Origin of the sequence: Nostoc sp. KVJ3 (assembly GCF_026127265.1) — a bacterium.
Taxonomy (GTDB): domain Bacteria; phylum Cyanobacteriota; class Cyanobacteriia; order Cyanobacteriales; family Nostocaceae; genus Nostoc.
In genome coordinates, this window is sequence record NZ_WWFG01000001.1 from 946948 (window position 1) to 959996 (window position 13049).

At 46.9% G+C, this 13049-nt stretch carries 12 protein-coding genes; 3 read left to right on the forward strand and 9 right to left on the reverse strand.

Annotation, left to right across the window (positions count from 1 at the left end):
• Positions 1-201 precede the first annotated feature (201 nt).
• The 3 genes from gnd (at position 202) to tehA (ending at position 3553) form a co-directional block, all read left to right on the forward strand.
• A complete protein-coding gene (gene gnd, locus GTQ43_RS04010) occupies positions 202-1212 on the forward strand; it encodes a phosphogluconate dehydrogenase (NAD(+)-dependent, decarboxylating) (protein ID WP_414859087.1) in 1011 nt (336 codons plus the stop codon).
• A gap of 235 nt (positions 1213-1447) precedes the next feature.
• Positions 1448-2395 carry a class I fructose-bisphosphate aldolase gene (locus tag GTQ43_RS04015; protein WP_265270922.1) on the forward strand — a complete coding sequence of 316 codons (948 nt, stop codon included), beginning with the start codon at positions 1448-1450 and terminating at the stop codon, positions 2393-2395.
• 180 nt (positions 2396-2575) lie between these two features.
• Positions 2576-3553 carry a dicarboxylate transporter/tellurite-resistance protein TehA gene (gene tehA, locus GTQ43_RS04020; RefSeq protein ID WP_265270924.1) on the forward strand — a complete coding sequence of 326 codons (978 nt, stop codon included), beginning with the start codon at positions 2576-2578 and terminating at the stop codon, positions 3551-3553.
• Positions 3554-4134: 581 nt separating this feature from the next.
• Here tehA and GTQ43_RS04025 read toward each other — a convergent pair.
• From GTQ43_RS04025 to GTQ43_RS04065, 9 genes are all read right to left on the reverse strand, one after another.
• Entirely contained in the window at positions 4135-5085 is a 951-nt protein-coding gene (locus tag GTQ43_RS04025) for an L-lactate dehydrogenase (RefSeq protein WP_265270925.1), read from the reverse strand.
• Between the two features lie 72 nt (positions 5086-5157).
• A complete protein-coding gene (locus GTQ43_RS04030; RefSeq protein WP_265270927.1) occupies positions 5158-6552 on the reverse strand; it encodes a mercuric reductase in 1395 nt (464 codons plus the stop codon).
• 166 nt (positions 6553-6718) lie between these two features.
• Entirely contained in the window at positions 6719-7084 is a 366-nt protein-coding gene (locus GTQ43_RS04035) for a hypothetical protein (RefSeq protein WP_265270929.1), read from the reverse strand.
• Positions 7085-7112: 28 nt separating this feature from the next.
• Entirely contained in the window at positions 7113-7811 is a 699-nt protein-coding gene (locus tag GTQ43_RS04040; protein ID WP_265270931.1) for a cysteine hydrolase, read from the reverse strand.
• 202 nt (positions 7812-8013) lie between these two features.
• The gene (locus GTQ43_RS04045) at positions 8014-8418 is read right to left on the reverse strand and encodes a DUF302 domain-containing protein (protein ID WP_265270932.1); all 405 of its coding nucleotides are present in this window, start codon (positions 8416-8418) and stop codon (positions 8014-8016) included.
• A 52-nt stretch (positions 8419-8470) separates the two neighbouring features.
• A complete protein-coding gene (locus tag GTQ43_RS04050) occupies positions 8471-8950 on the reverse strand; it encodes a nuclear transport factor 2 family protein (protein ID WP_265270933.1) in 480 nt (159 codons plus the stop codon).
• Between the two features lie 361 nt (positions 8951-9311).
• Positions 9312-9734 (reverse strand): DUF6130 family protein, encoded by a 423-nt coding sequence (locus GTQ43_RS04055; RefSeq protein ID WP_265270934.1) that lies wholly within the window; start codon positions 9732-9734, stop codon positions 9312-9314.
• Positions 9735-10094: 360 nt separating this feature from the next.
• On the reverse strand, positions 10095-11087 hold the full coding sequence (locus GTQ43_RS04060; protein ID WP_265270935.1) for an alpha/beta hydrolase: 993 nt from the start codon (positions 11085-11087) through the stop codon (positions 10095-10097).
• Between the two features lie 165 nt (positions 11088-11252).
• Complete coding sequence (locus tag GTQ43_RS04065; protein ID WP_265270936.1) at positions 11253-12713, reverse strand: SidA/IucD/PvdA family monooxygenase; 1461 nt, start codon at positions 12711-12713, stop codon at positions 11253-11255.
• Positions 12714-13049 lie beyond the last annotated feature (336 nt).

Here is a 13049-nt window from a genome sequence, read left to right on the forward strand (position 1 = left end):
CATTTTACCATTAAATCTGTGAAATACGTACAACCCGCTATGTCCCAAAGTTTAATTACTCACTCGTCGCTCGTCCCCATTCCTCTCACCGCCAATCCCTGCGGATGTGGCGGGAGTCTCCTGGGGGTGTTAGATGAACCAGAATCTTATCTCTAATCAGAACCGACTCTATGCAAACGAGAATTACATTGGACAAAAATTATGCAGATGGGAGTGATTGGTCTAGGACGTATGGGTGCGAACATTGTTCGGCGACTGCTGCAAAACAACCATGAATGTGTGGTGTTCAATCGCACACCTGAAAAAGTGAAACTACTTGCATCAGAAGGGGCGATCGGCACTTACAGCTTGGATGATTTTGTCCAGAAGCTCAATAAACCTCGTGCGATTTGGTTGATGGTGCCAGCCGGAGAACCAACCGAGCAGATAGTGAAGGAACTGGCTGCAAAACTGGATTCCGACGACATCTTAATTGATGGCGGCAACTCTTACTACATTGACGATATTCGACGGGCAAATGATCTGATGCAAAAGGGCATTCACTACCTAGATGTGGGAACCAGTGGCGGAGTGTGGGGTTTGGAGCGGGGTTATTGCATGATGATTGGTGGATCTCAGATGGTGGTTCAGTATCTCGATCCCATTTTTAAATCATTAGCTCCCGGACGGGGTGATATTCCGCGTACTGCTGGACGGGAAAAGGTGGGCGGTACGGCTGAAGAAGGCTATCTCCATTGCGGATCGAATGGGGCGGGGCATTTTGTCAAGATGGTGCATAATGGCATCGAATATGGCTTGATGGCAGCCTACGCAGAAGGATTGAATATCTTGCATCACGCCAATGTGGGTAAGCAGAACCGTGTGGCTAATGCTGAAACGACCCCCCTCCGCAATCCTGAACACTATCAGTATGACTTGAATCTGCCTGATATTGCCGAAGTTTGGCGACGGGGCAGTGTAATTGCCTCCTGGCTACTGGATCTAACTGCGATCGCCCTCCTGGAACAACCAGACCTATCAGGCTTTGGGAGGCGCGTGTCTGATTCAGGCGAAGGACGCTGGACGATCGCAGCCGCCATTGACGAAGGTACTCCTGTCCCTGTACTCAGCGCAGCCCTGTATCAACGGTTTAGCTCACGCGGCGAAAATGATTTTGCGGATAAGCTACTGTCTGCCATGCGTTTCCAGTTTGGCGGACACGTAGAACAATAGGCAAAGTTGAAGAATTCAGAAGTCAGAATTCAGGAGTCAGAATGCAATCAGTGGGATTCAGACCCCCACTGATTGAAGAACACCAAATTCTCAATTTGGTGTTCTTGTCTTAAACCCGTTTATTCAGACGCTCGCGGACTCGCTAACGCTGCGCTATCCGCCACTCGTACAGAATTCATGCTGAATTCTGACTACTGACTCCTGAATTCTGTTTGATAATTTTAGGAGAAACACAATGACTCATCGAGTAAAAGAAATTCTCAGTTGGTATGGCAGCGACAATCCCGGAACGCTGACTAATTTAGCCCGGTTGCTGAATCATGGCAAACTAGCTGGAACTGGCAAAGTCGTCATGCTGCCTGTGGATCAAGGCTTTGAGCATGGGCCAGCTAGCAGTTTTGCGCCCAATCCACCAGCCTATGATCCTCGCTATCATTTTGAGTTAGCGATCGCAGCAGGATGCAATGCCTATGCCGCACCGTTAGGATTTTTGGAAGCGGGAGCGCGAGAATTTGCAGGTGAAATTCCCCTAATTCTGAAAGCCAATGATCACGATGTGTTACTAGCTGAGTCAGACCCAACACAAGCACTAACTGGCAGCGTGGAGGATGCACTGAGGTTAGGATGCGTGGGGATCGGTTTCACTATCTATCCAGGTTCAGCCCATCGGTTTGAGATGTATCAACAGATTCGAGCCTGTGCCGAGGTAGCAAAGCGGCATGGATTGGTCGTGATGATTTGGTCTTATGCGCGGGGATCGGGTTTAAGTAAAGTGGGTGAGACAGCGATCGATGTGATTGGCTATGCGGCTCAGATTGCGGCTCAATTGGGCGCTCACATCATCAAAGTGAAACTGCCCAATGAACACGTCGAACAGGATGCAGCCCGCAAGGTGTATGAGCAAGAGCAAATTCCGATCGCAACATTATCTGAACGAGTGCATCATGTGGTGCAATGTGCCTTTAACGGACGGCGGATTGTCATTTTTTCGGGTGGGCCAATCGACAGTGATGATGCTTTCCTCAATGAAGTTCGTGCCATTCATGCCGGACATGGATTTGGTTCGATTATCGGACGCAATTCTTTCCAGCGTTCCAAGCCAGATGCACTGCGATTGCTCAACACAATCATGGATATTTACAGTGAACAGTCTGCACCCATTCGCACTCCTGCACTGACCTAATTTGTCTATTAAGACTGTTTTGATGAGTTTGCAATCGAAATCGATCAAAACAGCCTAAAAATTGGGTTTGTTGTCTCTATTACGAACCGACTCCTCACCTTGAAGCAATCTTTCCCACCCCAATATGCCTGACTTTTTTCATCGCTTGCATCTCTCTACTGCTGCCAGGAAAGCTAGATCATGAGAAAATCACGTCCAAAGCCTACTTTATTGAAAGATTATCGTGCCATCATTCCTGCTTCCTTTTTTGGCATGATTCTGGGTTTGGCAGGATTAGGTAGTTGCTGGCGAGTAGCTGCTAAACTTTGGCACTTGCCTACCTGGATTGGCGAAGCAATTATGCTGCTGACAATTGCAATCTGGCTCGTGTTGTTGCTGCTTTATGTCGGCAAATGGCTGTGGGCGAGAGCAGATGCCTTAGCTGAATTTGAGCATCCTGTTTTGTGTTGCTTTATCGGGTTAGTGCCTGTGTCTACGATGTTTGTAGCGCTGGCGATCGCACCCTACTCTCGTGCGATCGCCATCACATTATTTGTTGTCGGTGCAATTGGTCAGTTAAGCTTTGGCGTGTATCGTTCTGGTCAGCTATGGATGGGAGGACGTAAGCCAGAAATAATTACACCCATTCTCTACCTCTCTACAGTCGCGGGTAGTTTTGTCAGTACGATCGTTGCTAGTACCCTCGGTTATCGAGAATGGGGCCCGTTGTTTTTTGGAGGAGGGCTGTTTTCGTGGCTAGCACTGGAGTCGATGATTATGCAGCGCCTCTACTTGTTAGAAGCGTTGCCTAAACCACTACGTCCAACGCTGGGCATTCAACTTGCCCCCCCTGTCGTTGGCTGTGTTGCTTATTTGAGTATCACCAGTGGTCAGCCCGATGCCTTTGCCCAGTTCCTCTTCGGCTATGGACTCTTGCAAGCGCTGATTCTACTGCGGCTGCTACCGTGGTTATTTCAACAACCCTTTACAGCTACCTACTGGGCATTTACCCTCGGCATTGCTGCCTTGTCGCTGGCATCCTTGCGCCTTGTTGAACGCGGCATGACTGGAGTGATGCCAGAATTGGCACTACTACTATTCATTGGCGCAAATATTGCGATCGGCAGTATTGCTCTAGGGACAGTGCGGCTCTTGCTGCGGGGCAAATTACTAAGCTAACGATCATTCATTTTTCCAGAACATATTGGGAGTAGAAGTTATGGCTGCAACAACTAAGCAAAATGACACTAAATCGTTCGTTTACTCAACTCGAATTGATATTCCTGTAGAAATCCGATCGCAACTAGATAACCCAAGTTGCGGGTTATAAAATTCTGAATACTTCGTGACCATTGATTGAAACAAATGCACATGAAAAACTAGCGGTGGCGTTATGGGCGACCGGAAATTAGAGTCACGTCGCTTCTCTACGAGACGCTGCGCGTAGCTTGCTTCCCCGCAGGGATACGCTCCGAATTCAAAATTCAAAATTCAAAATTAATGATCCCCATAAATAAATTTAGGGGCTTGTATCCTTTTCGTTTCGGTCAAGCTAAGATCAGAGCATGAAATCATTTTAATGTATTAAAGTTAACTGATTAAATAAATGCTTTTTGGAGAGTAGATGCCAAAATAAATGCTTGAAGTTCCAGTAAAAAACCTGGCAAAGTACAAGCATGAATCGATTTAGGTAAATCACTTGTTATCTTACTAAAACCGTTTCGATGTAATGCCGAGTAGTCAGGGGTTCCAATTTGATTTTAATTATGCAAAGAATTATGGGCTTCATTGAGTTTGTTGGCTGATTCTTCTAATAAGCGTTGTTCATAAGCATTTCTTGATAACAGCAGTTGGCGCTCAATACCTGTTGAGCCAATGATACATGGAAGTCCAAGAACAACTTCACTGCCAACTCCATAGTTAGAATCTGCTCTAGCCGATACTGGAAATATTTGCTTTTCATCTCGCAGGATGGTATCAACTAACTGACAAACTACTGTTGATATACCATAGCTTGTATTTCCTTTGCGTTCAAAAATGTTATACCCTCGTTTACGAGTTAACTGTGCGTACTCTTGCTGAATTTGTTCTAGCGTTGCTCCTTGTGGTAGGGGAAATTCAGTTAACAGAATTCCCCCAATAAATGCACTAGACCAAACGACAAATTCACTGTCTCCATGCTCTCCAATCACATAAGCATGAACGTCTTGTTTTGCAACATTCAGTCGCTTTCCAAGTTGATATCTCAGTCTAGCAGTATCAAGAACGGTTCCCGAACCGAAAATTAGGTTTTCTGCTCTGGTGGAAGTAGCTTGAGCAATCCGCGTGAGTACATCCACCGGATTGCTAACGATAAGTACGATTGAATTTGGTGCAACTCGATCCAATTCTTTGATTGTCGAACGTATAATCTCTGCATTGTCACTCAATGTATCTAATCGCGTCTGTCCTTGTTTTTGCTGCACCCCAGCAGTCATAATAATAATATCTGAATCAGCTAAATCTTCATACTGATTTGATGGTATAATCTCCATCTCTTTAAGTAGAGGAATGCTATCTTCAATATCCCATGCTTGCCCCTCAGCTTTTGATAAGGTTCGGTCAAAAAGGACAACCCTTACACATCTACCGAGTAAAACTAAAGCATTTGCAACGTCTGCACCTACATTACCTGCACCAATAATACCGACTTTAGATGTTTTACTAATCATGCTATATCTACTTTTTTCAAAAGTGAAATGTAGTTTATTTGGTAAGTCCTTGGGTCTGCAATTGCTGTCTTTTTACAACTTGGAAAACAATATATTTAACCCTTCCGTCATCGTGGGATGAGTCAAAATACCATCGCGCAGAACAGTGTAGGGCATCTGAGCTTGCATCAGCATCTGCACTGTTGAAATCATTTCACCTGCTTCATGACACAACAGGGAACACCCTAGAATACGACCTGTATCTGTATCTACGATCGCCTTTAGCAGTCCATCGGTTTGACCGAGTGTTCTTGCTCTAGGAATGGCTGACGCATCTATCTTCGCCACGCGGATTGTATATCCTTGTTGCTGTGCTTCAGTTTCAGTCAAACCCACATGAGCCAGTTCTGGATCGATGAACAGACAAGATGGAACCAATCGATCCCGTGTACTCCGGTTGCCCCCATCAATTAAATTAGCTTTGATAATGCGATAATCATCGAGCGATATATGAGTGTATTGCAGACCGCCGTTGATGTCGCCTAACGCCCAAATCCCCGGAATGTTCGTCTCCAGGCTATCGTTGACTTGAATAAATCCACGTGTATCGGTTGCCACACCAGCAGCAGCTAAATTTAAGCTATCGGTATTGGGCGCACGACCAACGGCGACGAGCAAATGCGACCCTTGGAGGGTGATTTCACGATCGCCAACTTGGATTTGCAGGATGATTTCATTACCAGTGCGATCAACCCTCAACACCTTCGCTTTTAATAAGAATTCAACACCATCTTGTTCTAGCAGTGTTTGAACTGCGATCGCTATATCTCGATCTTGCTGTGACAGAATTTGCTCACTTTGCCCAATGACAGTAACGCTAGAGCCAAAGCGCCGAAACATCTGGGCAAACTCCAAACCAATATAGCTACTACCGAGAACAATCAGGTGTTCAGGCAAATATTCTAGCTCCATAATCGACTCACTCGTTAAAAACTCAACTTCTGTGAGTCCAGGAATAGATGGAATTAACGGTCGTGTGCCTGTATTAATAAATAACCGTTCGGCGGTAAGTAAGCGATTGTTCCCCTCAGTCGTCGTTACTGCGATCGTTTTGGGGGCAACAAACCTTGCTTCGCCAATGATCAAGTTGCTATCCAAAGCCGTTTCTAAATTGTGCAAGTTCATTTCACGCATCCCTTGCACAACCGATCGTTTTCGTTGGATCACTTCTGCTAAATTAACAGTGGGTGTGTTGGTTTTAACCCCATAAGCGGCACTGTTTCGCACTGTGTTTGCGACATTGGCACTCGCCACCATAGTTTTAGTAGGAATGCAGGCGATATTGATGCACCCGCCACCAATCATATTTAAACTGCGTTCAACCAGAGCGGTTTTACGTCCGTCAGCAACTAGCGCTGGTGCCAGTGTTTTACCCGCTTTGCCGCCGCCGATAATAATGTCGTCATAGTGTTGAGTGTCCACTTCCATATCCTTTGGGTTTGATCGGGTGAATACGATTTCTAGAATTTGTTATGAATTTCAGAAAAAACTGGCTGACTAAAGAGGGTTTTAGCGATCGCGTATTTGGCGAGCGTAACTCAAGATGCTTGCCCTAGCTGGGTTTCCAAAAAGTGCATAACACCCGCTAAAAGATTCAACTTTTTCTACAAGTTTGCTTCATCACAATACGGTTGTTTTTATACACCTCTAAAGTTCCAGCCTGCGGATTATCTAACGTGCCATCCCACACCGAATATTTATAAATTCCACTCCGAAACTTATATACTCGAACACCTTCTGTCGCTTGGCTAGTTCCTTTGCCCAAACTTAAATTACCGTTGGGACTGGTTGCGCGATAGAGTAGTTCACCGGAATTATAATTCTGCCAAATATTGATGTTATACCCACCCTGGCATTTTGTACTTAGGATGAGGCCAGCAGTAGAATCAGCAGAAGCAGGTAAGGAAAAATTAGCTAAGATACTGATTGGCAGAGCCAGGAGTAACGCGGATGTTTTCATAAGTGTTGTAAAATTAATGAGTTTGACATTACTGCATTGCTGCTACAACTTCATCTGTAGAAAGGACTGCATTGGCGATATAGCCAAAGTTGATCAGTGCTGCCTTGTAGCCATCGCCCAGTTGCGGATGCCGAGGAGCAGCTGTTGCATCTTTGACAACAAGAACCTCAAATCCCTGTTCGAGCAATTCGCGTAGGTGAGCTTCAACACAAAGATTTGCCAACATTCCAAGTATAATAACTTTGCTGATGTTGCGTTTACGCAGTTGCAAAACGAGGTCGTTAGTTTGCGGCCCATAGACTTTGTGCGGACTGGCCACAATCGTCTTGCCATCCTCAATGAAGGGCTTGTAGCGATCGAGCCAGTCAGCACCCGATCCCAGGAATCCATCGAGGCTCAATGCACCACGGCGATCAAACTCCTTAACCTCAAGCATCATTTGCTCTAGGTTGCCGGCAAATTTCCAATTATGATCGGTGGGGTAGTAATAGTGAGGGGAGATAAAAACCTCGAATTCATTCTGCTTTGCGGCTTTGAAGATTCGCTCAATGTTTTCGATGGTGTTGTTATCCTTAACACTCTCACCCACCAAATCCCAGGAAACCCCTTTTTCGCTCAAGACATCGTTTTGCGGATCGATGACAACTACTGCGGTGTCATTCTTGTTGATGTTCATGGTTTTTCTCGTTGCTTGTTGATTTTTACCGTTCTCTTTCTTAAAAACCACCCGCGATATGCAGCGACGCAGACTCGCTAACGCTACGCTATCAGTGGTGGGTTCAAGCCCCGACTGATTGCAATTTTTAATTAATAATTTTTAATTTTTAATTGGAGCGTTCGCGCAGCGTCTCGTAGAGAAGCGACTTGACACCACTGCCTAAATGCTGTTTCTAAAACGCCAAGGTGCGATCGCGTGCTAATTCTGCAACTTATTGGCGATCGGCGGAACTAAGTGCTTGATAGATTAAAGGTGCAATGATAGCGATATTTTTCACCAACTCATCCGAGAGAGAAAATCGCTGTTTTAAGTAATTAGGATCGTTGTAACTCACCCACACCTTGCCGTCTGTCGCTTCCCATGCCAGTACTTTCAGGGGTAAATCCAGGGCGATCGTTGGTTCTGCCACCATGAGAGAAGTTCCGGCTTTCGGGTTGCCAAACAGCAACAACTGTGTAGGAGGTAGGCTAAGTTCGACTTTTTCGGCTTCAGCCTGTTGATCGATGCGGGCAAAAATGGTGATGCCTTTTGCTTGAAGGATGGCTGCAAAGCGATCAATGGTTACAGGCACTGAATATTGACTAAGCTGGCTAATGATGCCGTTGTTTGCATTCATAGCAGTGGATTTCTTGTAGGATAAAAACTGGGTGATATGGTCGTTGGGCTTTTCAAAGATTGAGGTCTGACAATCCGGGGTGATCGTCAGGACGACGACCTAGTATCCAGTGGTATTTGCGATCGCTTTGGTGAATTGGCAGGTCGTTGATGCTGGCAATACGCCATCGCATGAATCCATATTCATCAAACTCCCAATTCTCATTGCCGTAAGAGCGAAACCAGTTGCCGGAATCATCATGCCATTCGTAAGCAAATCGGACAGCAATGCGGTTGTCTTGAAAAGCCCAAAGCTCTTTGATCAGACGGTAGTCCAATTCTTTAAGCCACTTACGTGTCAAGAATTGTGCGATCGCCTCACGACCAGATAAAAATTCTGAACGGTTGCGCCAAATGCTATCCGACGTGTAAGCAAGTGATACTAGTTCAGGGTTACGTGTGTTCCAAGCATCTTCTGCGATTCTGACTTTTTGGATGGCGGATTCATTATTGAAAGGCGGCAGGGGTAGTCGAGGATTTTCGGGGTTGGTCATAGTAGTCTGTCCCATTAGTTTTGCTAGGTTTGTAGTGAGCGATTTATCGCTCAAATCAAGGACTAAAGTCCTTACTACGAACTTTTATAACCCTTCAGAATTAATGAAACAGACCAATAGTATCTGTCAATTTTGTTTTGAGGGGTTTTTGGTAGTGCGGGCATCTTGCCCGCGTGAGCATCTCGCTAATAGTATGGCAATGTAAAATGGCGATCGCCTCAGCATGATTTAATTGGCATTAAATCCGTGCCGACCGAATTACCTCAAAAGCAGTTTAATACAGATCAATGACTACCACCCGCAATGTACAGCGTTTCCGCAGATGCCTCCGTCACAACTGCGATTTTTCCCTCTAGTTTTTTCATGATGATTTCTTAAAATCGGGCAGCGTGAACTCTACAGTTTCGCTAGTGATTACCTTGTGTGTGGGGTCAGCTAGTTCGATCAGCACCTTGTGTACGCCAGGTTCCAGTCCGACCAGGATGATCGTTTCCCCACTGGCATCGACAAAGTGCCACGGCGCGTCGTCAACGGTGATGTGGATATGACCGATGCGCGGCGATACTTCGAGGGCACCTTTGCCAAATACTGGCAACACACGCAAATTCTCCGTCCGGTACTGGATGAAGACACGTCCCTGTGCCAGTGGTTCGGGAAGCGGTGGATCGACAATCAGCTTGGGTGGTGCTTCGTTTTCAATCGCAATCAACGGTGATGATCCAATAATGTCCCTAGCGCTCGGTGTGTGGCTGTTCATCAGAAAAATGGGTAGAAACTCCGTCATAAAGGACGGCTTTACATGGAATGTGGTAAATAGGTCGGTGAGGGTGTCAAAGCAGGTAATTACCTGAGAGTAGTTTGTATTACGATCAAATGGCACTAAGATAAGCCGAAAGTCTTGTTTTACCTGGTTCCCAGCCTGTAGGCTGGGAATGTATTTCGAGAGGCTCTGCCTCCGATCAAGCCTTTGGAGGCGGAGGCTCTCAGAATTAGTTCCTAGCCTGGAGGCTGGGAAGCAGTCACGGCAAGGGGTGTGTCTTAACTTAGTGCCATTCCGTTTTACCCTTTTCCCCTACGCTAACTCAGTAAGCAGCAAAGCGATGGAGGAGCGTCTTTTCATTTCCCCAAAAACATCGATCACATCCTATTGCAGATGTTTCTTCAATTCAGCAGCAGCTTGAACAAACAGAGAGCGGACTTGTGGCAGCTCGGCTAAACCATTGAGCAGCCCAAAGTCATGAATCATGCCGTTGTAGCGCACGGTTGTCACTTTCACTCCAGCCTCATCGAGCTTGCGTCCATAGGCTTCGCCACCGTCACGCAAGATATCGCTTTCTCCAACCTGAATGAGCGCAGGCGGTAATCCTTGCAGTTGGTCGACCGTAGCCTGTAAGGGGGAGGCATAGATATCTTGGCGCTTTTCTGGGTCAGCGATGTACATGTCATACATCCACTTCATCAACGGCGTAGTCAGGAACCGTTTGTCACCAAATTGATGATAAGAATCCGTTTCAAAACTAGCATCGACGATCGGCCACATCATGATTTGTAGCTTGATGTGTGGTCCTCCTTTTTCTTTCGCCTTCAAAGCAGTGACTGCTGTCATATTTCCGCCGACACTGTTGCCGACCACTGCCAGATTCTTGCCATCCACCCCAATCTCTTCACCATGCTCGGCAACCCATTTGGTCGCAGCATAAATCTCATTGATCGCCTGTGGGTACTGAGCATCTGGCGTGCGCGTGTAGTTGACAAAGACCCCTGCAAACCCTGAAAGCACAACCAGATCGCGAACCATGCGCTTGTGTGTTGGATAATCACCTAACACCCAACCACCACCATGAATAAAGATGAAAACAGGCAATGTGCCTTTAACGCCTTCCGGTCGCACGATATTGAGCGTAATCGAATAACCGTCAGCGATAATTTTCTTCTCAGACTCTTCAATGCCTGAAAGGTCTACTGGAACAGAAGCCTGTGCATCCGCGAGTACTTGACGTGCCTCGATTGCAGTGAGTGTCTCCAGTGGCACACCTCCTGAATTCAGCACTTTCAAAAATTCCTTCACTCCTTTAGAAAGACGTGGATCGTCTGCAACTTCCAAAATCTTTGCTTGTGAATTTACTTGAGCAACCATGACATTCTCCTTTGATAATTAGTAAACAATCTGTTGAAATGACACTGTTAAGTGAATTGGTTTAACAGTGATGCTCGATCGGCAGCGATCGTGAAACGGCGATCGCTTTCTACTGGCATCGTTTTCCAGCCGGAATTATTTGTTACTGGTGAAATGGTTGTTGACCTAGCGGGTCGCTGCCTCGATCGGTTGTTTCCACACCGCAGTAGCATAGAGCGAGTCCTCAAAATCGGGGGCAATATCGCCTGTGATACGTGCCTCATGATGCGCCCAGTCCTTAAAGAACAAGTCGTGACTGATGCGCGATACTATTGCAGGTACGTCGCGGCGGATGCTATGGATGTCACCAACTGGCAATCCGAAGCTGACCAAACCAGCAGGATTAAATACGTGAATGTCTTTCAGGTAAGGGGCAGTGCCAGGTACTTTTTCTTGGTATTCGTGGGCGCTACCGAGGTAAGGATGTGCCCCCAAACCGTCGTCGCGCAGGTCTTCTGGTGGCTGGTAGCGATCGCGCCAGAGGGCAATATGCTCTTGCAAGTCGGCTAGTTCGGGACGCTTTGTTGGGTCAACGAAGTAACCAGTGCCAGCGATCGCAAAATCAAACTCGAAAACATCATCGTTCACCTGGATGGCAATGCGTTCGCCTTTGGCGGCGGCTTCCGCATCGCCCAGTTTCCGTGCCGATTTCCAAGGTGCAGATAGATGGATGTGAAAGTTCGGGAAAGCGATCGCTCGCTTAATCGAGTTCGGGGGTGGCGCGGTGCCTGCTTGACGAAAGTGCCAAGCCTGGAACCAGCGAGCTGCATCGGGTAGTTGGGGATAGTTGTCGTAAGCACCAGGGTAATCCCGTACCCGAAGGACTGACAGAGATGTGATCGCCGATCGCCGTACAAATAGATGTACTGCCTTAGCTCCCGATTCCAGTGCCACTGCTGCTGCATCGAAAGCTGAAGCCGCCGCACCCAGCACCGCCACAGTCTTACCGCGCAGTGCTTCAAAATCGATGGCATCGGCGGTATGTGCGTACAACGTGCGGGGTAAGTCAGCCAGTATTGGAGGTATGTACGAACCACCCGTGCCAGCCACGCCATTGGCGAAGATAATTTTGCGCGTAGTCTCTAAGAGCGGGACACCGTTTACCTCAAGGTGTAGGCGGAAGAAATCTGCGACTGGTTCAATCCGCACCAACTTCGTCTGGTAACGAACCTGGATACCCAGGAAATGCCGATACCAACTGAGGTACTCAGCCCAAGCCACTCGCTCAATGCGATCGATCTCTGCGTAGGCTGCCGCACCGTGCCGCGCTTCGTACCAGGCTTGAAAGGACAATTCTGGGATGCCTAGTTCTGGCCCAGGCAGATGTTTCGGTGTGCGGAGCGTTCTCATCCGCGCTCGCGTCAACCACACGCCTGCATGAGCCTCGTCATCGGCTGCATCGATCTCCGTCACGCGACCGATCCCAGCACGTCGTAGCGCAAATACAAAGGTGCTACCGCTACCGCTCCCACCTATTATAGTGACATTGTGATCGATGCCAGGGCGATCGGGTACCCAGTTTTCGGGATCGGGACCGAGCAGGCGTAGTGCTTCGCGGGCAGTAAAATCGGAATTGCTCGTTGTCATGTTGATCTCCTCATATCTCGTTGCGATAGATGGAAGAATCGGAATAGCAGACAATTAAGCTGTTAAGCTAACGCGCCTACATATTGCACTATTTTCCTAGACGTGATTAGTCATTTGTCATTTGTGTTTACTAAGGACAAAAAACAAAGAACAACCTTACCAGTTGATGTGCAATCTTATTTGCGTAAGGGACTTCCAAGAAATAAATTATCCAAATAAACGAACCACAGAGACACAGAGAACACAGAGGAATAAGGAGAAGAGAGTTTTTTGAGTATTTTTTTATTTGGAAGTCCCTAACAGCTTAGTACGTTTTTGTTCGTGGGTTTGGATTCG